Below are 19,057 nucleotides of genomic sequence, written 5' to 3'. Positions count from 1 at the left end.
TGGTCAATGATCAGCCCTATCCAGCAACGGTGCTCGAAGCACGACCCTTCTATGGATCATAACGCCACATTAAGCTCGGGGAAGGCAACTCCAATGCAGGCAATCGAGTTGCTGGCGTTGAGAGGCCTTTCCCCGAAACGTTGGGTACTGGGTAATACCACAGGAGATCGGGGATCTCCTTGTAAACCAAGGCTTTAGAGATAGTTTAACGGATAAGGCGTTGGGCCGAGGCCGCCAGGCGGCCGGCAGTAAGTAGGCAGTAAGTAGTCGGTAATAGGACTTGAAGGAATTCCCGTGTGGGAATTCTTATTTATTTTCTTACGGCTTACGCCCAACTTTCGTATGTTTTTTATCGCTTTCGCTCAGCAGCATCCGTTGCCAGCCGTAAATCTGGTTGATGGCTTCCAGCGGCGTCATGCCCATAATGTTGGCGCGGCGCACCTGTTCCAGGACGCTGTGGGCTTCCGGGCTGCCGAACAGCTCCATCTGCAGCACCTGTACGGGCGGTTTGGGCGCGGGAACCGCCGCCTTCTTTTCGCTCTCCAGCTCGATCAGGACGGCGGCGGCCCTCTGCAGGATCTCTTCAGGAAGGCCCGCCAGCCGCGCCACGTGCAGCCCGTAGCTGCGGTTGGACTTCCCCGGGACGACCTTGCGCAGGAAAACGATTCCCTCGCCGTCCTCGGCCACGGTCGTGGTGTAGTTAACGACACCCGGCAAGCTTTCCAGGTCGGTCAGCTCGTGGTAATGCGTCGAAAAGAGGGTCTTGGCTCCGATGCGTTCGGCGATGTATTCGACCAGGGCCCGGGCGAGGCTCATTCCGTCAAAGGTACTCGTCCCCCGGCCGACTTCGTCCATAATGATCAGGCTGCGCGAGGTCGCGTTTTTGACGATCGTCCGGCATTCGCGCATTTCCACCATGAAGGTGCTGGCCCCGCCGGCCAGGTCGTCCGAGGCGCCGATACGCGTGAAAATACGGTCAACCACGCCGATCCGCGCGCTCTCCGCCGGCACGAAGCTCCCGATCTGGGCCATTAAAACGATCAGGGCCACCTGGCGCATGTAAGTACTCTTCCCCGCCATGTTCGGACCGGTGATTAAAACCAGCCGCTGCTCGGCGTTCAGCAGCGCATCGTTCGGGACGAAGGCCCCCGCGCCGAGGGCCTGCTCGACGACCGGATGGCGGCCCGCCTTAATCTCGATGCGATCCTCCTCGTCCACCTGCGGGGCGCGGAAACCGTGCCGCACCGCGGCAACGGCCAGGGCGTTGAGGGCGTCCAGGCAGGCGACACTGGCCGCGAGCTGCTGCAGACGTCCCACCTCGTTGCTGACCCGCTCCCTGATATCCAGAAAAAGATGGTACTCGCGCTCTAGAAGGCGGTCCTGGGCGCCGAGAATCTTGTCCTCGTATTCCTTCAGCTCCGGGGTGACGAACCGCTCGGCGTTGGCAAGGGTTTGGCGGCGGATATAGCTTTCGGGAACAAGGTCCAGGTTGGCCCTGGTCACCTCGATGTAGTACCCGAACACGCGGTTGTAGCCCACCTTGAGCGAGCGGATTCCCGTCCGCTCTCTTTCCCGCGCTTCAAAGGAGCACAGCCACTCTTTACCGTCCCTCGCCAGGCTCCTGAGCTGGTCCACCTCGGCGTCGAACCCCGCTTTGATCAGCCCGCCGTCCCGGATGGTCACAGGAGCGTCCTCGTCAATAGCCTGTTGAATTAGTTCGCGGACGTCGGCGCACGGATCGAGGGACCGCTCCAGCCCGTTTAGAAATGGTTCGTCTGTTTGCTTCAGGATTTCCTTGAGCTCGGCCGTGGCGCTCAAGGAGTTTTTCAAAGCCAGCAGGTCGCGGGCGTTGGCCGAACCGTAGGCGACCCGGGCCGCAAGCCGTTCGAGGTCATAGATCCTGCGCAGGGAGGCGCGTAAAGACTCCCGTAATAAAGCGTTATCGGCGATGGCTGTCAGGGCCCCCTGGCGTTCGGCGATCCGGCGGGGATCGAGCAGGGGCTGCTCGATCCAGTTCTTCAGCAGTCTCCCGCCCATCGCCGTCTCGGTGTTGTCCAGAACCGACAGAAGGGTTCCTTTCCTGCTCCCGTCGGCGATGGAATTGGTCAGTTCGAGGTTCCGTCTCGTGGCGGCGTCGAGAACCATATACTGCCCCGTGGCGTACTGGCGGACCGTCCTGATATGGGAGAGGGGCCGCTTCTGCGTTTCAGCCAGGTAGGCGATAAGCCCGCCGACAGCCGGGCCCGTAAGAGGATGGCGGGCCCAGGGTTCCCGGCGGGCGGCTTCCCCGAATTGCCTTTCGATGACGTCCATGGCCGCATCCGAGGCAAAAACGCTGTCCGGCCTCGGAGTGATCACGGCCGGAAAAAGCAGGGCCTGCGCCGTGAGCTCGGAGGCCATGTTTTCGGGCACCAGGATCTCCCTGGGGGCCAGGCGCAAGAGCTCGTCCAGCACCGCGCCTTTGCTTTCCGCTTCGGGAAGGGCGGTGACCAACAATTCGCCCGTACTGACGTCGGCCGCCGCCAGCGCCCAGGCGTCCCCACCGCGGTACAGAGCGCAGAGGTAGTTGTTGGCCTTGTCGTCCAGGAACTGCCCTTCGATGACGGTACCGGGCGTGACCACCCGCGTGACTTCCCTGCGCACAATCCCCTTGGCCGACTTGGGATCTTCCACCTGCTCGCAGACCGCCACCTTGTACCCTTTCTCCACCAGGCGCGCTATGTAACTGTTGGCGGCGTGGCAGGGAACGCCGCACATCGGCACGCGCCCCAGCGGCCCCCCGTCGCGTCCGGTCAGGGTGATTTCGAGAACCCGCGAGGCGATTTCGGCATCTTCGAAGAACATCTCGTAGAAGTCTCCCAGGTGGAAAAAGAGGATGGCGTCCTCGTATTCCTGCTTGGTGCGCAGGTACTGTTCCATCATGGGGGTTAGACTCAAGAGCAGTCCTCCAATAAGGGTTTACCTCATTATACCATCGACGGAACCGCCGCCCAAGGAAAACCCTGGATGCTTAACGCTCCAGGGTGTCGAAAAGATACCTTCAAGCTCTTTACAGTTCGATCGGACCGTTACCGTCGCGCCGCGCGGCGGCCTGGCTGCACGTCTGGATTTTCGAGGGTTTGCCGTAGACCGCGATATGGATGATTTCCTGGACAGTGTGCAAAAGATCGTTCAGTTTCCCTCTCGCCCGCATGACTTCCCTAAGCGTGGGGTGGGCCTCCATCCTGTCGGTAACTTCTCTCAATTCCCGCTCTTCATCTGGAGACAGGGCGCGCCCCCCCGAACGCGCTTCCTCGACGCGCAGTTGAATCCGCTCGTAGGCCAGCAGAATCGCGTTCGCCGCCTCGTCCTCCTGCAAGCGGCTCTCAGCCGCGCGCCAGTCCTGTACGGTTGGAGAATTTTCCATTTCCTTGGCCAGTTCGTGTGCTTTCCTTAAAACGGACACGCCAACGCCTCCTCCAATCTTGATGGCCAGGGATTACGGCCTGCGCCTCGGAGCACTTTTTTAAGCTCCGCCGGCCTCCGGGCGGCAATCCGAGCCATCTGTGACAATCATTAACTTTTGCCGATAAGTATTCAATGTCCGGCCCTGATAACCTGCCGGCCTGTCACTCTCGACCCCCGGCCGGCAGGAGCGAGCCGGCCAGGTAGGTCAGTTTCCCCTCGTCGATACGGACGTCCGCCAGCGTGCCGATCAGGCTCTCCGAGCCGCTGAAGACAACCTTTTTGTTGGTCCTGGTTCTCCCCGTCAAAAACGCGGGGTTGTTTTCGCTCGGCCCCTCCACCAGGACCTCGTGGATCCGTCCCTCTTCGGCGCGGTTGCGCGCCAGGCTGATCTCCTTCTGCACGGCGATCAGTTCCTGGATGCGCCTGCTCTTTTCTTCTTCGGAAACCTGGTCCGGCATCCGCGCCGCGGGCGTTCCGGAGCGGGGGTTGTACACAAAGGTGAAGGCCTGATCGTACCGGACCCGTCTGACAAGATCAAGGGTATCATTGAAATCCTCTTGGGTTTCCCCCGGAAAGCCCACCATAAGATCGGTGGTCAGGCTGGCGCCGGGAATTGTAGTACGGATACGTTCGACAAGGCCGAGGTAATACTCCCGTGTGTAACCCCGGTTCATCCTGGCCAGGATACGATTCGAACCGGCCTGAGCAGGAAGATGAACGTTCTCGCAGACCTTATCACAACTGGCAATCGTCTTAATGAGTTTATCAGAAAAATCACGGGGATGTGAGGTCGTATAACGGATCCGCCACAAACTGTCCACCGCGTTGAGCATCTTCAGAAGGTCCGCAAAGTCAACCTTTTCCGGCAGGTCTTTACCATAGGAGTTCACGTTCTGTCCCAGGAGCGTCACCTCCCGGTAACCCTGGAGAGCCAGGTTTCTAACCTCGGTGACTATGGCCCCTGGTTCCCTGCTGCGTTCCCGCCCGCGGACGTAAGGAACGATGCAGTAAGTGCAGTAGTTGTTGCAGCCAAACATTATCGGGACCCAGGCCTTTAAGCGGCTTTCCCTGCGCGCGGGCAGGCCCTCCGGGATCACGGCCGCCTTGTCCCAGACCTCGTAAAGAGGCTTGCCCTTGCTGTAAACCAGTTCAAGCAAGCGGGGAAGCTCGTGGCGGTTGTGCGTGCCGAAAACCAGGTCGACGTGCGGGGCGCGCCCGGCGATTTCATCAGCCATTCCGGGTTGCTGGGGCATGCAGCCGCCGATGCCGATAATTACTTCGGGACGTTTCTTCTTGAGGGTCTTAAGCTCGCCGAGCAGCCCCCAGACCTTGTTCTCGGCCGTCTCTCTGACGCAGCAGGTATTGATGAGGATAACGTCGGCTTCCCCGGCCGACCCGGCGCGTTCGTAACCCATCGCTTCCAGGAGCCCCGCCATCATCTCGGTGTCTGCGTCGTTCATCTGGCAGCCGAAAGTGTAGATGTACACGGTTTTTCCCTGCAGCATAACCCACCTCAAATCTTATCTTACCCGTTTCTCCCATATAAAGACAGTCTTTAACAATATTTGATCTCGTTCGACAAACTGTTACATATTGTTACGATTGTCAAGCATATTCACCGCTGTTAACATTTTAATAGCATTTTGATAAAGGAATCTAACGATGAACTTAAGAGCAAATGCTCACCCGTTTAGTTACGAACGCACGAACTCGCTATTCAAGATCAGCCTGAGCAGTGCTCTTATTTTCGTCCTGTTGGCACTGGTTAACTGGGCGTTAAGCCAGGCCCTGGCGCCTGTTGTTTTCCCCAAAAACACGGTGCAGTGGCATACCCTGGTGGAAGTCCTGTGCCTGTCGGTAGCCGCCTTTGTGTTTTTCATCAGCTGGATAACCTACGAACACAGGGTGCCTTGTACAAACTCCCTGGGCTTCGGCTTCCTTCTCGTGGCCCTCCTCGACCTGATGCACGTCCTTTCTTTCCCGGTTCACAACTACTTCAATTCTGATCCGGACCTGTACGCTTGGTTCCGGATACTGGCTCGCAGCGCCGGGGCCGCGGTCTTTCTGGGGATAGCTCTGGGATTGCGTTCGGGGATATCGAGGACGCGCCTGTTCCTTTTGACCCTGGGGGCTTTTTCACTTGTCTCTTTCGTCCTGCTGTCTTTTTCGGATCTGCCCCCGCTTTTTGTCGACGGCCGGGGTTCCACGCTCCTGAACTTGATCTGGGAATACGTTATCTGTGTCGCATACGTGATCGCGCTTATTCTGATCATCGGACACAGCGAGCAGTGGGAAGGTAAGGGGCTGCAGGCCATTATCCTCGCCATTCTTTGCGCCTTGGCGGCCGAACTGTGTTTTACCGTTTCCACGACGGTGACGTCGTTGTGGAACATCCTGGGCCACAATTTCAAGCTCGGCTCTTACCTCTTCGTGCTGTGGGGAATCATCGCCAGGTCGGTCATCTATCCCTACTCGGCCCTGCGCAGTTCAGAGGAACGGTTCTACAAGGCTTTCCGCGCCAGTCCCTCCCTGATGACCATTGCCTCGCTTGAAGACGGCAGGCTGATAGAGGTCAACGAGAGCTGGACGCGGGCGACGGGTTACGGCTGGGGGGAAGCCGTCGGCCGCACACCGGCCGAACTCAACATCGAAATGGCGCCGTGGGACCACGTCAAGATCAAAAACATGCTTCGCAAAGAAGGCGCCATTCGGAACCTGGAAGTCCACCTCCGCACCAAATCGTCCGAGGTGCGTACGGTGCTGCTTTCAGCGGAGATCCTCGAACTCGAAGACAATCGCTGCGTGCTGACCGTGGCCAGCGACATCACCGACCGCAGGCGAATGGAAAAGGAAATGGCCCGCCTCGACAGTTTAAACCTCGTGGGGGAAATGGCGGGGGGCATCGCTCATGGGATACGGAACCCGATGACCAGCGTGCGTGGGTTCCTGCAGATGTTCGGCGAAAAGAACGAGTTCAGCAGGTACCGGAAGCACATCGACCTCATGATCAGCGAACTCGACAGGGCGAACAGCATCATCACGGAGTTTCTTTCCCTGGCCAAGAACAGGGTGGTGAAGATCAGCAAACAAAACCTGAACTCCACCGTGAACGCCCTGCTGCCCTTGATCGAAGCGGATGGCGTAACGAACGACAAATACGTCGTTACCTACCTGGGAGACATCCCCGACCTCGACTACGACGAAAAGGAGATCCGCCAGATGATTCTGAACCTGGCCAAAAACGGGCTGGAAGCGATGGCTCCCGGCGGCCTGCTGACCATCAAGACATTTGTGGACGGCAAAGACGTGGTCCTGGCGGTGCAGGACGAGGGAACGGGCATCGAACCCGAGCTGTTGGAAAAACTCGGAACCCCTTTCCTAACCACCAAGGAGCACGGCACCGGCCTGGGGCTGGCGGTGTGTTACAGCATCGCCGCCAGGCACAACGCCACCATCTCGGTGGACACCGGCCCGACGGGAACCACTTTTTTCGTCAGGTTTAAGCCGAGCAAGAAGGCTTACGGGCACGACCTGCCGGTCGCCGACATGCCCAACGGCGGGCGGAAAGCCTTATAAAAAACAAGAATCCGCCGATTTACCTCAGTCTGGCCGCGCGCTCCGGCAAAACCGCGGTAAAGAAATTGAGGCCGGCCAGGACAAATCCCATCAACACGTCATTCGCCCGCCCCACCCCGGTGTAGCCGAAAACGAACGGCGCGACGATCAGCCAGACGCCGGCGGCCGTCAAGAGCCAGTTCACCCACATCTCCTTGACGCGGACTGCCATAACCGTCAAAACGAGCACCGCAACCCCCAGCACGATTTCGTTGGTCCTGGCGGTTCCCGCCGTGCCCAGGGTAAAGGGCGCCGCTATCAGCCAGGCGCCGAGAAGCAGGTTTATGCCATGCCGCCACAACATAAAGCGCACCTCCCGATTCTCTATATTCCGTCTACTTATAATGCGCTCTTGAGGCCCCTTGTTATCCCGATTAATGAGAATTGCGCGGCCAAGGCATGCTATAGACACTCAGAACACGGGAGGAAGCGAAAGTTGGACGTCCGCCCGGCGAACACAAAAAGCAGGGATACCCCCATACGCATCCCCGCTCTTTAACTTCTGATATCCCGCTTGCAACGGCTAACAGCTAACTTCTTACTGCCGACTACCGACTACTGACCGCCGGTCTTAGCGACGGCGCCGGAAACGTCGGGGGGCGCAACCTCACCATTATAATCTTTGAAGTCGATGGTCCCGTCCATGCTCATTTCTATGCTTCCGCCCAGGAGGGCGTCGCCCATCGTCGCCTGCATGTTTATACTCTCCCGTACGATAAGAGCGCTGTCTTTGGCGATATAGATCTTGACCTGCATGGTAAGCTTCTTGACCATCCCGCGCATAAACTGCATCATCTCGTTCATATCGCCCATCGCTTTGGACATCTGCTGGTCCCCGGCGGCCAATTCGCGCATCAGCACGACCATGGCGTTAAGAAATTGTTCCTTGTTCATTTGGTAAACTACAACGCGGCATTCCTGGCCGTTAACCGTTTCATCGGGGGCAAAACGGGTGCGGATGCCCAGTTTCTTCACCAGTTCAGCTACCTGCTCCGGGCTCTGGGCAAACATGGCCGGGGTCTGCATATTGGCACCCGGAAGCTGCATCGCCGGCCTTTCCATTGCCGTCCAGGGCCCGTTTCCTTCCTGGACGTACATCTTGGCGCCGTCAATGTATATTTTCATAACCTGAGGCTGGCCGGCTATCGCCGCCTCCATCTCCATGTAAATCTTGTCCGGGTTCTGGAACCAGCCGGTCATGTTCATAACCATGTTTTCCGACTGGCTGCCCCCGTTACCGGAAACCCTGATCGTTCCCCGAAGGCTGCCTGCAAACTTAACGCTCTGCATATTCTGGTAGGCCTTGTTGGCCTCCAGCAGGTAGGCCATCGAGCCGTCGTCAGGCGAAACGACGCTGACCACGCCAGACTTGTAATCCACTTTGCAACCCAGGGTTTCTGAAACAAAACGCAGGGGGACAAAAGTCCTGCCGTTGCGAGTTGTCGCCGGCGCATCGAGAAGACGCGCTTCCCCGTTCACCAGCGCCTGTTTGCTGCCCAGCATCAGCACGACGGTCTTCCCGTCCTGCACCACGATAACCTTCTTGGCGGCAGGGTCCCAATCCACGGTGGCGAATAGGCTTTCGCCGACCACGCGGAGGGGAACCATGGTGCGTCCCCCGGTCTCAAACGGGGCGACGTCGGACCACAACTCCGCTCCGTCCAGAACGATCTTGGGTCCCGCGGCCCAAGCGCAGGCAGCCACACCCAGGACAAGAACCAGGGTGAGGAAAACCACGCTTACCCTTCTCAACACTAAGCCTCTCTCCTTTCAAAGCAACCCCCGGTTTTTCCCTCGGGGTCCAGCTTTATTCTTTCTAGCCTTCTATGCCAACCCCCGGACTTCCTTCCACCCCGCAACTCAACTTTGGGAGAACATAAGTCCTAAAAAGAATAGCCGCCATTAGCGGCTATTCTTTTAGTGATGTTAACAGCGGTGTTAGGATTTGCAAAACGGTTTTCAGCGTTTGATGACCGGGAAGCGGATCTCTATTTTCATTTGTTCAGGCGGAGCGTCCATCGGGCTGTGATAGACCTCCTCCGGGGGACCGGCAAGCCTGTACCCCCCTTTCGCCACGTAGGCGAACATCCTCTGGTAAACCGCGGCGTAGTCTTCGATGATTCCCGAATGCAACTGGACGATGGCTTCCCGTTCCGGCAGGCGTTTCACCCCCGGCGTCGTTTCGGTCTCCGGCAGCTCCATCGGGAAGTTGTTCTTCAGCGGTATCTGCAGTTCCCACTTCTGGTGCTCCGGCGGGACGCCGAACGGGCTTGAGTGAAACACCCCCACCGGAGGTCCGCCGGGAGTGTGGCCGTTTTCTTTCATCCACAAGAAAACCTCGGCGGCCACCTCGGGGATCTTCTCAAACGTTCCCGACCGCGTCCTGTAGGCCACCGTCTGCGCAGGCAGCTTAACCAGCACCGGCTCAAAACCCAACAAACCCACCCCTTCTCAAACAAGGTAATATTTGCTTTTCATCCTAATGTCACCGACTTTACGATTAACTACCAGAGCCTCAACAGTCACCTCTGGCATTCGGCATTCGGACTCGAAGGAATTCCCGTTCGGGAATTCCATTATTTGGGTTGGGCGACGGTAAAAACCTAATCCCGACTGGATCCCAGTGCCCAGTGCTATTCACAGTGCTCAATGCTCAGTGTTCAGTGCTATTCACAGTGCTCAATGCTCAGTGCTAGTAATTTTCGCAGAGTCTTTCGAAGTAGGCTTTCGGATGCGCGCAGGCGGGGCAGGCGTCGGGGGCTTCGCTTCCCTTATGGATATAACCGCAGTTCCGGCATTTCCACTCGATCTCCCGGTCGCTCTTGAAGACACGGTCTTTTTTAATGCTTTCCAGGAGGGCCTGATAACGCTTTTCGTGAAAGGCCTCTGAACGGGCTATGCTTTCGAAAACGCCGGCAATCTCGTCGAAGCCCTCGGCGCGGGCCTCGGCGGCAAACCTTTTGTACATGTCCGTCCATTCGTAGTGCTCGCCGCCAACGGCGGCTTCAAGGTTGCTCACGGTATCCTTGATGCCGCCCAGATACTTGAAAAGCGTTTTGGCGTGAGCGCGCTCATGCTCCGCCGTCTCCAAAAAGATGGCGGCAATCTGCTCGTAACCTTCCTGCTTGGCGACCTTGGCCCAGTAGGTGTACTTGTTGCGGGCCTGGGATTCGCCGGCGAAGGCTTCCTTGAGGTTGGCTTCGGTCTTCGTCCCTTTTATATCTTTCACTGCCTGTCTACCTCCCGTCGTGGATTTGATGCCATGATTAGGCAACCTGAGAGAGATTCCTTTTCTTACACCTGAATTTGTTGACTGTATCTGCCGGCGCCATCATTTTCCCAAAGCCGTCCCGTTTTTCCTGAGGCGGCTGAAGAACCCGCGCACGTAAACAGCCCCCCCGTCCATTTTCGTTTCGTAGGGAATAATATAATCGTTATCCACCGGGGTTAAATTGTACCACGTCCTAACGCAAACCTGGTTTGTAAAGATGTCCTTATAGCTGATCCGGAGCTTGACCCGGCCCCCCTCTTTGAACTCCAGGCCCGGCAGCGGCAAATCTATTTTTTCTCCGGCTGCCAGGAAGGGAATATGGAACATTTGGTCAAAATTACCGGTAAGGACAATATCGATGTCCATCGCCGGGCCTGGTCCCACGTTGCGCAGATTGACCGCCGCCTTCCCGCTGTCGTTTTTGAGCACCGGATACAACAGGGGGCGAAACTGGGCCAGGCGGCTTTCCAACATCTCCCGGGCCATGGCCCGCGACGCGCGGACTGTAAAAAAGGTGAACAGCGCCAGGGTGGTTGTGGCTATCGCGGAAAGCGCCGGCCCGATAGCCGCAAGTTCATGGAACATTGCCGCCCTCCTCGACATTTCTGGCCTTTATCTTTCCCTGAGTACCCCGGTCTTAGCCGGGCAAGCGCATCACCGCGACGCACGGTACAAACACTAAAAAACGCAGGGAGAATTACCGGCTCGGATTCTTTATCGACACGGAGGTTACATGACCGTACGTTTTACCGGCCACCTGCCGCGCCAAATTACAACCCTCGGCCGCCTGATCGCCGTGGTCCTGCCGGACGTTAACGGCCAGCTCAGGCGCTGGCGGACCGTCCTCGTTCACTGCAAAGAGCGCGAATTAGCCAAGCAGGCCGAACTGAGCATGCGGCACAAACGCTTTCACTGCCAGGGGGGCAGCGTTTTTGCCCTGAACGCGGGGCGCTACCGGCGCGGCGTGCTGCGCCTTATTGTCGCCTTACAGACCATCAGCGACTACCTCGACAACCTCTGCGACCGTGCGGGGTGCTTGGATGCCCGGGCCTTCCGGACCCTGCACCGGGCCATGACCTGCGCCGTCAACCCCGAACAGGAGATCCCCGACTTTTATGCCGATTATCCTTTGAGCGACGATGGCGGGTACCTGCGCGCCCTGGTGGAGGAGTGCCGTGCGATCGTGGCCCTGCTCCCGTCGTACAGCCTTGTCCAACCGGAGGTCACCCGTCTCGCCGGTCTTTACTCCGACCTCCAGGTGTTCAAGCATACCGAACCGGAACTGCGGGTACCCTTGCTTTCAGAATGGTTCGCACGCCACCGCCCGCTCTACCCCGATCTGTACTGGTGGGAATTTGCGGCGGCGACCGGCTCCACCCTGGCCATGTTCGCCCTCTTTGCCGCAGCGGCCGACCCCCGGCTGGAAGACAGCGAAATCGAGAAGATCCTCAAGGCCTATTTCCCGTGGATCTGCGGTCTGCACATCCTCCTGGATTACTACATCGACCAGGAGGAAGACCGGCTCGGCGGAGACCTCAATTTCGTCTCCTACTATCCGGATCCCGAGACCCGGCAAAAAAGGCTGCTCTTCTTTATGCAGCGCGCCCTAGCCGAAACAGCGTCTCTGCCCCGTCCCTGGTTTCACCGCATGGTGGTTAAAGGCCTTCCGGCCCTCTACCTTTCCGACCCGAAGGTCCACGCCCAGGGATTGAACCCTGTTGCCGGCGACCTTCTGCGCGCAGCCGGCCCGGGCGCCAGGATTCTGCACGATACCTGCCGGGCCCTGCGCCGGCTAAAACAGATCTAAAGAAGGGAGAACAGCGTTTCCGACCGCTGTTCCCCCCGTCATCAAACCATATACGTTAGACAACTAGTCACCGTTCTTCCAGTTGATAACGACCTCCGGCAGAGACCTGTCCGGGCCCCAAATGCGGCCGAAGCTGAAGATCCCGTAACCGTAAATCGGGTCGCGGGCGAATTTGCCTACGTCTTCGGCATAGACGTTGAGGACCAGCCTGACCTCTTCAGGGCTCAATTTGCGCCCGAACCGGATCAACGCTTTGGCCTGAAGGATCGCCACGGCTCCGGCGATATGGGGGCAGGCCATACTTGTCCCGGAAAGTTTAGCGTAGCCGCCGTGTAAATAGGTGGAGTAGATCTCCACCCCCGCAGCGGCAACCTCGGTTTCCGGCCCCACAGCCGAAAAGTCGGGCGCGTGTTTATTGATGTCGACGGCGGTCACGGCAATTGCTTCCCTGTAGGCGGCGGGGTAGTTAACCCCGGCCGGGCCCTCGTTGCCGGCCGCGGCGATAACTACGATACCGGCATCGTAAGCGTCTTTTACGGCCCTATGCAGTTGGGGGTCGTCGAAGTTCGACCCCAGGGACATATTGATGATGTCGGCACCCTTTTCGACACACCAGTAAATGCCCTGGACTACGTTTTCCAGAGCGCCCGAACCGTCGTTGCCCAGGACCTTGGCCGTATATAAGTCGGCCTCCGGGGCGACGCCTTTGATGCGGCCGTTTGCCGCCACGACCCCGCAGCAGTGGGTGCTGTGGCCTTCATAATCATCAAGACCTGTGCCGCTAAAATCGGCCGCGTCGACGATCCGCAAGTCGGGATGGTTGGGTTTTCCGGTATCCAGCACCGCTACCTTGATTCCCTTGCCCTTGGTCTCTTTCCATTCAAGCTCGGCGCCGATCATTTTAACGCCATACGGTATGGTCTCCGACGCCCACGACTTTATTTCCAGTACTTGAAAAGACGGTAACCGCAAGATTAATCGCCTCCCACCGGTTTTGCATGGCCTGCTGCACCAACCTATGCAAAAAGTGGTAACCTTGCGCGTTGTCCATCTTTTTGAAACCGGGGGATCGGGGAACAAGAAAGTTCAAATCTTAAGGAGGAGGGCTGTCGGGGGAAAAGAATAAAACGCAGAATTCATTCGGTCGCTGGTAAGCGGTCATCAGTCACGGGGATAGCAGGGATTCGCGCAGCGAATCCCATCAAGTACCGATTACCGACTACCGACTACTGAGCATTTGGGCATAGGGGATTAAGGCTTGGTTAGCGCAAATCGCAGATCATTTCGTTGACACCCTTGAGGAGCGGCGTTTCCGACTCCTGGAAGGCGGGTGACGAGAAGCCCTTGAGCAACTCCTTGCCCTGGACGAGATGATAAGCGGCAAAACGCCTGGCTTTGTCGAGCGCGCCGGTCTGTTGGAGAACCTGGGAGATGAGGGGAAGGTCCCGCGGCTGCAAAGACCCCTTGGCCAGCATCCTGGCAAACTCCTGCTGTCCTTGGCCCAGGAGGTAGATCTCCGGCAAGCCGACGAAGCCGCGCAGCAAGGGGTGAACCTGCTTGATCAGGTTCTCAACCATCCAGCTGCTGACGTCGGCCGCCGAGGCCAGGCCGAGCCCCAGGGCGTACCCCGCTTTCCAAAGCCCGCTGAGAACAGCCGGGCTCCGCTCCGCCAGTTGCCCCCCAAGGCGGCAGCAGGCCGCCATAAGGTAAGCGGTCGTTTTCCCGCGGCGGGCGATGTAGTTCTGCACGGATTCGCTGGCGTTGAACCTTGCTTTCTGCTCGCTGACGCAACCCTCGGCGATGGCGGCGATCGCCCCCGCCATCAGGGGCAGCCCCCCGTAACGATAGTGCCGGGCTAAAAGCCTGAAGGCGTGCGCCAGGGCAAGGTCGCCGGTCAGGATCGTCCTGGACGTCCCTTTCCCGAGCTGTTCTTCAACGTTGCCGTGCCAGACGGATACCCGGTGAATGAGTTCGGCCGTTACGGCCATGTCAACTACAGCCTTTTTGTCTTGGGCGCCCCAGGCACACTCCAGGACCAGCACCGGGTGGATAAACGGCGGCAAAAATTCGCAGTCTTCGATCTCGCCGCTGATTCCCAGGGACGCTAAAGAGCTGCGTACTTCATCGAGAAACGGATGCGGTCGCAAGTATTCCACCCCCGGCCAGTGCCTGAAGATATTCTTCCACCCAATCACGGCGATATCCTGCGATATCCCTTGGCATATTTACTTGATATTCATTATTCATTGCGTCAACGGCGTTTTCCTTGTCGACAGTATCTTTTTCCTTATAAACAAAAATATAAACGCCGGTATTATCCGGCGTTCCCGATATCGGACACTGTTATCGCTTACCAGCAGTCGACACGGCCGTACTCTTCGTCCTTGACATAGCGCGGCGCCAGGTGCCCTTCCTCCGGCAAGATAGCGGCGTAAGCACACTCTTCCACGCACCTGTTGCAGAAAACACAAAGCATCGGCTTGTAGATGCGGACCCAGACCGTCTCGATGCGGTCGCCGCTTTTCTCCCATATAGTGTCAAGCACGATGGCGTTCGACGGGCAAACCCTCTCGCATTCCCCGCAGAATTCGCATTTCTCGGGAATGAAAGCCAGCCTCCCCCGCACCCCCGGATATACCTCCCGCGGCTGTTGCGGGTAAGGCCGGGTCGCCGGCCTAGACAAAACATTCCTCAGGACGTTCCCCGCCATCCAGGCCATTCTCGGTACCCCTTTCATTCTCCAGTTAACGAGCTATTTGCGTTTTCCGCCAAGCTTCCTTCAACCCGCCGGCCGAATTTTGCATTAATACTGTATACTTTTATATACTCCCCGGCGTCCCGCGTTTTGCCCGGGCCTTCTCCAGGAAACGGCGGGCATCGACGATGAAGCGCTCATGGCGCCCCCTCCCGATAAGGTCCCGCTCGTCGCGGGCTTCGACCTCAAACACCAGGCGCCGGTCATTCACCTCAACCAGCCTGGCTGTGGCCTCGGCTCTCATTCCCGGAGGCGTGGCCGCGAGGTGCTTGATATCGAGGCTGATCCCGACGGATGTCAGCCCTTCAGGCAGAGCATCCCGGACGCAGTTCACCGCAGCCTGTTCCATAAGCGCCACCATGCGCGGCGTGCTGAGGACGTCGACTTCCCCGCTTCCATAGGCTAACGCCGTATCATTCGGCGTTACCGTGATTTCGACCCGGCCTTCCTTTCCCGGCTCGAGCATTCACCCACCTCCTATCAGGCTGGCTGCACCAGCCGTACTCGGCTCTCAGCATTCAGATTAGAATGAGGTCAAAAGAAAACCACGAAAGTTCGGGGACGTCCTTGCGCACAGGACGACCGCCCTTTGTGGTTCAGACAGCGCGGGGGCAACCACTACCGCCGCGCATCCCGGGGAATTTTCCCTGGGCCTCTCTCTCACCCAGGACAATTCTCAACTGTGGGCATTGAGCATTGGGAATTCGACTAAGAGGGTTAAGCTTCTAGGCAGCCATCCAGGGATTCTCCTTAGCCAAACCCTTAGAGTTCTCAATGCTCAGAGCCCAGCGCTATTAAGATTCCTTGTGCTCGTATTTCTTCTTCAACTCGGCAACCACGGCGGGGTCGGCGAGCGTGCTGGTGTCGCCGAGCGCGCGCCCTTCCGCTATGTCGCGCAGCAGGCGGCGCATGATCTTGCCCGACCTGGTCTTGGGGAGCTCGGCGGTGAAGAATACGTCGTCCGGACGGGCGATAGCCCCGATCTTCTTAACGACGTGCGCCTTGAGCTCGTTCTGGATTTCGGTCTTCTTCCCTTCTTTGACCTCCTGCCAGGCATGGGCTTTAAGCGTGACGAAGACCGATACGGCCTGGCCCTTAAGGTCGTGGCTCTTGCCAATCGCCGCCGATTCGGCGACGTAAGGATGATCCACCAGCGCGCTTTCGATCTCCATCGTGCTCAACCGGTGCCCGGCGACGTTGATGACGTCGTCAACCCGGCCGAGGATCCAGTAATAGTTGTGATAGTCCCGGCGGGCGCCGTCACCGGCGAAGTAAACACACTGTCCCGGTATCTTGCTCCAGTAAGTGTCTACGTATCTCTGGTCGTCACCGTAGATCGTCCGCAGCATCGATGGCCATGGCTTCTTGATGACCAGGAAACCGCCCTTCCCCAGCATTACCGGGTTTCCGTTCTTGTCTACGACATCGACGTCGATACCCGGGAGGGGGATGGTCGCCGAGCCTGGTTTAAGAGGCGTCAGGCCGGGCAACGGGCTGATCATGATCGCCCCGGTTTCGGTCTGCCACCAGGTGTCGACGATGGGGCATTTTTCACCGCCGATGTACTTGTGATACCAGATCCATGCCTCGGGGTTGATCGGCTCTCCAACCGAACCCAGGAGCCGCAAGGACGACAGGTCGTACTTGGCCGGCCACTCCTCGCCCCACTTCATAAAGGCCCGGATCGCCGTAGGAGCGGTGTAGAAAATATTCACGCCGTATTTCTCGATGATCGCCCAGAAACGGCCCTGATCCGGCCAGTCGGGGGCACCTTCATAAATCACCGTGGTTGCCCCGTTGCAGAGCGGCCCGTAAACCACGTAGCTGTGGCCCGTGACCCACCCGATATCGGCGGTGCACCAGTATACGTCCTCGTCCTTGATGTCGAAGACCATGCGGTGCGTCGTCGACGCGCCCACAAGGTACCCGCCCGTCGTGTGGACGACGCCCTTGGGCTTTCCGGTCGTACCGCTGGTGTAAAGGATGAACAGCATGTGCTCGCTGTCGAGAGCCTCGCAGGGACAGGTCTCCGGAGCGTCCTTAACAACATCATCAAACCAGACGTCCCTGCCGTCCTGCATGTTGATTTCGTTCCCGGTGCGCCTGATAACCAGAACCTTCTCTACAGACGGCGTTTGCTCCACGGCCGTATCGACGTTCTTTTTCAACTGGACGATCTTGCCCCGGCGCCAACCGCCGTCAGCGGTGATCACCAGCTTGGCCTGGGCGTCGTCGATGCGGTCTCTGAGCGACTCGGCGCTGAAGCCGCCGAAAACAATGCTGTGGGGGGCGCCGATGCGCGCGCAGGCCAGCATGGCAACGGCCAGTTCCGGGATCATCGGCAGGTAAATGGCCACCCGGTCGCCCTTCTCCACGCCCAGCTGCTTGAGCACCGCGGCAAAGCGGTTGACCTCCCGGTAAAGGTCCCAGTAGGTCAGAACCCTGCTGTCGCCCGGTTCGCCTTCGAAAATAATCGCCGCCTTGTTCTTGCGCCAGGTGTAGATGTGCCGGTCGACGCAGTTGTGGCAGACGTTCAGCCTGCCGTTGACAAACCACTTGGCGAACGGCGGGTTCCACTCCAGCACTTTGTCCCATCGCTCGAACCAGTCTAGGTGCTCCGCCTGCTCGGCCCAGTAAGCTTCCGGATTGGCCCTGGCCTGGCTGTAAATCTCACGGTCTTTAATGTTGGCCTGGGCGGTGAAGCTTTCGTCCGGGTGGAAGATACGGTTCTCGTGTAACAGGGTATCGATAGTGGTCTCTTTCCTGATAACCACTTGCTGATCTCTCCCCCTCAAATTTTTAGACAATTCAAAAATATCTTATAGGAATTATATACAGGAGCCTAAAGGGAGGGAATGAAACAACGGTAAACAGCTAGATGGCGAGGCTAAACGGGGGAAATCACCCACTTAGCGGCAGAGCTGGCTCCGCCAGCCGTTGTTAGACGTTAGCTGTTTGCTGTTGGACAAGCTTAGAAAGTCGTAGTGAGAGTCGGGATATGATTTTATGATGCTTTGGTCTGCCTCTGCAGGATGATGTATTTTTGGGCGCTCAGCGCCGCAGTCGCCCCGTCGGCGACAGCCGTTACAATGTCCCGCAAGGGTTTGCTGCGGACGTCCCCCGCCGCGAAAATCCCGGGAACGCTGGTGCGCATCTGCTCGTCGGTTTTGATAAACCCCATGCGATCCAGTTCCACGAGTCCCTCCAGGATCTTGGTATGAGGCAGATTGCCGGCAAAGACAACCAATCCCTCAACGGGATGGGAGGTCAGGGTCCCGTTTTCCACGTTCTTCAGGACTATGGCCTCAACCCAGTCTTCGCCGCGCACCTCGACCACCACCGAATTCCAGATGAAGGACACCCGTTCGTTGGCGAATGCCTGTTCCTGGAGAACCTGGGAGGCGCGAAGTTCGGCGCGGCGGTGGATGACATTGACTTTGCGCGCAAACCGTGCCAGGTACATGGCCTCCTTGATCGCCGAATCGCCACCGCCGACCACCGCGATCTCTTTGTCGAGAAATTCTTCCGCGTCACAGATCGCGCAATAGGAAACGCCACGTCCGTTCAAACGCTCTTCCCCCGGCACGTCGAGGGGTCTGGGACCGGTTCCGGTGGCAATGATCACCGTGCGGGTCAACAGTTCCCCCTCGGGCGTGACGAGCGCAAAGCCGCCGGCGTCCTGGGCTTTTTTCACCCCGGCGACGTTCAGGCGGCGAATGGCGACGCCGAACCGTTCGGCTTGCGCCTTCATCTGGGCAATCAACTCCGGCCCGTCAATGCCGTAGGCAAATCCGGGGTAGTTATCTATCCGCTCGGTGATCCGCACCTTGCCCCCGGGAACGGCCCGCTCGAGCACGAGCGTCACCAGCCCGGCGCGGGCGGCATAAATGCCGGCGGCCAACCCGGCCGGACCGGCGCCGATAATCACCACATCCTGCACGCTAACGGCCTCCTCACCCTCACCGCCAAATAGACGGAATATTTAAAATAGTACAGTACCCATGACCAATATGACAATATCTATTTCGGACCTTTTGGCTGACCTAGCTCCTTTCCCCGCCGCTGCCAGTGAAAAATCACGTTTTTAACCCTCTTTGCCGGCCGCCCGGGTAGGAGATGCCCCGTTTTGTGTCGAATCATCCGGCGACATCAAAGGAGGGTC

General features: G+C 58.4%; 16 protein-coding genes. 2 read left to right on the top strand and 14 right to left on the bottom strand.

Features of this window, described 5'->3' with window-relative positions:
* Nucleotides 1-318 precede the first annotated feature (318 nt).
* The 3 genes from mutS to miaB all read right to left on the bottom strand — a co-directional run bounded on the left by mutS (nt 319) and on the right by miaB (nt 4,952).
* Nucleotides 319-2,937 (bottom strand): DNA mismatch repair protein MutS, encoded by a 2,619-nt coding sequence (gene mutS / locus ACPV0M_RS02105; protein WP_425621344.1) that lies wholly within the window; start codon nt 2,935-2,937, stop codon nt 319-321.
* 112 nt (nt 2,938-3,049) lie between these two features.
* Entirely contained in the window at nt 3,050-3,445 is a 396-nt protein-coding gene (locus ACPV0M_RS02100) for a YlbF family regulator (RefSeq protein ID WP_425621343.1), read from the bottom strand.
* A 163-nt stretch (nt 3,446-3,608) separates the two neighbouring features.
* Nucleotides 3,609-4,952 carry a tRNA (N6-isopentenyl adenosine(37)-C2)-methylthiotransferase MiaB gene (gene miaB, locus ACPV0M_RS02095; protein ID WP_425621342.1) on the bottom strand — a complete coding sequence of 448 codons (1,344 nt, stop codon included), beginning with the start codon at nt 4,950-4,952 and terminating at the stop codon, nt 3,609-3,611.
* 157 nt (nt 4,953-5,109) lie between these two features.
* On the opposite strand from miaB, the gene ACPV0M_RS02090 reads away from it, so the two are divergent.
* Nucleotides 5,110-7,023: an MASE3 domain-containing protein gene (locus ACPV0M_RS02090; protein ID WP_425621341.1), complete on the top strand. Its 1,914-nt coding sequence runs from the start codon at nt 5,110-5,112 to the stop codon at nt 7,021-7,023.
* 19 nt (nt 7,024-7,042) lie between these two features.
* Here ACPV0M_RS02090 and ACPV0M_RS02085 read toward each other — a convergent pair whose 3' ends face one another.
* The 5 genes from ACPV0M_RS02085 to ACPV0M_RS02065 all read right to left on the bottom strand — a co-directional run bounded on the left by ACPV0M_RS02085 (nt 7,043) and on the right by ACPV0M_RS02065 (nt 10,918).
* Complete coding sequence (locus ACPV0M_RS02085; protein WP_425621340.1) at nt 7,043-7,366, bottom strand: SPW repeat domain-containing protein; 324 nt, start codon at nt 7,364-7,366, stop codon at nt 7,043-7,045.
* A 251-nt stretch (nt 7,367-7,617) separates the two neighbouring features.
* Nucleotides 7,618-8,817, bottom strand: coding sequence for a DUF6612 family protein (locus ACPV0M_RS02080; RefSeq protein ID WP_425621339.1), 1,200 nt, complete (start codon nt 8,815-8,817; stop codon nt 7,618-7,620).
* A gap of 204 nt (nt 8,818-9,021) precedes the next feature.
* The gene (locus ACPV0M_RS02075) at nt 9,022-9,498 is read right to left on the bottom strand and encodes a GyrI-like domain-containing protein (protein ID WP_425621338.1); all 477 of its coding nucleotides are present in this window, start codon (nt 9,496-9,498) and stop codon (nt 9,022-9,024) included.
* A 256-nt stretch (nt 9,499-9,754) separates the two neighbouring features.
* Entirely contained in the window at nt 9,755-10,291 is a 537-nt protein-coding gene (gene rbr, locus ACPV0M_RS02070) for a rubrerythrin (RefSeq protein ID WP_425621337.1), read from the bottom strand.
* A gap of 102 nt (nt 10,292-10,393) precedes the next feature.
* On the bottom strand, nt 10,394-10,918 hold the full coding sequence (locus ACPV0M_RS02065) for a hypothetical protein (RefSeq protein WP_425621336.1): 525 nt from the start codon (nt 10,916-10,918) through the stop codon (nt 10,394-10,396).
* 148 nt (nt 10,919-11,066) lie between these two features.
* Between ACPV0M_RS02065 and ACPV0M_RS02060 the strand changes: the two genes are divergently transcribed.
* Nucleotides 11,067-12,140: a tetraprenyl-beta-curcumene synthase family protein gene (locus ACPV0M_RS02060; RefSeq protein WP_425621335.1), complete on the top strand. Its 1,074-nt coding sequence runs from the start codon at nt 11,067-11,069 to the stop codon at nt 12,138-12,140.
* Nucleotides 12,141-12,203: 63 nt separating this feature from the next.
* Here the strand turns inward: ACPV0M_RS02060 and ACPV0M_RS02055 are convergent, their stop codons facing one another.
* From ACPV0M_RS02055 to trxB, 6 genes are all read right to left on the bottom strand, one after another.
* Entirely contained in the window at nt 12,204-13,112 is a 909-nt protein-coding gene (locus ACPV0M_RS02055; RefSeq protein WP_425621334.1) for a S8 family peptidase, read from the bottom strand.
* Between the two features lie 290 nt (nt 13,113-13,402).
* The gene (locus tag ACPV0M_RS02050) at nt 13,403-14,335 is read right to left on the bottom strand and encodes a polyprenyl synthetase family protein (RefSeq protein ID WP_425621333.1); all 933 of its coding nucleotides are present in this window, start codon (nt 14,333-14,335) and stop codon (nt 13,403-13,405) included.
* A gap of 155 nt (nt 14,336-14,490) precedes the next feature.
* A complete protein-coding gene (locus ACPV0M_RS02045) occupies nt 14,491-14,859 on the bottom strand; it encodes a 4Fe-4S dicluster domain-containing protein (protein ID WP_425621332.1) in 369 nt (122 codons plus the stop codon).
* 100 nt (nt 14,860-14,959) lie between these two features.
* Nucleotides 14,960-15,361: a thioesterase family protein gene (locus ACPV0M_RS02040; RefSeq protein ID WP_425621331.1), complete on the bottom strand. Its 402-nt coding sequence runs from the start codon at nt 15,359-15,361 to the stop codon at nt 14,960-14,962.
* A 328-nt stretch (nt 15,362-15,689) separates the two neighbouring features.
* Complete coding sequence (gene acs / locus ACPV0M_RS02035) at nt 15,690-17,663, bottom strand: acetate--CoA ligase (RefSeq protein WP_425622238.1); 1,974 nt, start codon at nt 17,661-17,663, stop codon at nt 15,690-15,692.
* A 236-nt stretch (nt 17,664-17,899) separates the two neighbouring features.
* On the bottom strand, nt 17,900-18,835 hold the full coding sequence (gene trxB, locus ACPV0M_RS02030) for a thioredoxin-disulfide reductase (RefSeq protein ID WP_425621330.1): 936 nt from the start codon (nt 18,833-18,835) through the stop codon (nt 17,900-17,902).
* Nucleotides 18,836-19,057 lie beyond the last annotated feature (222 nt).

The sequence above is a fragment of the Desulfosceptrum tomskiensis genome (assembly GCF_049818055.1).
GTDB lineage: Bacteria > Bacillota > Desulfotomaculia > Desulfotomaculales > JASEER01 > JBFLVT01.
Note: the sequence above shows the minus strand (reverse complement) of the source record. Positions and strands in the feature narration are given on the sequence as shown.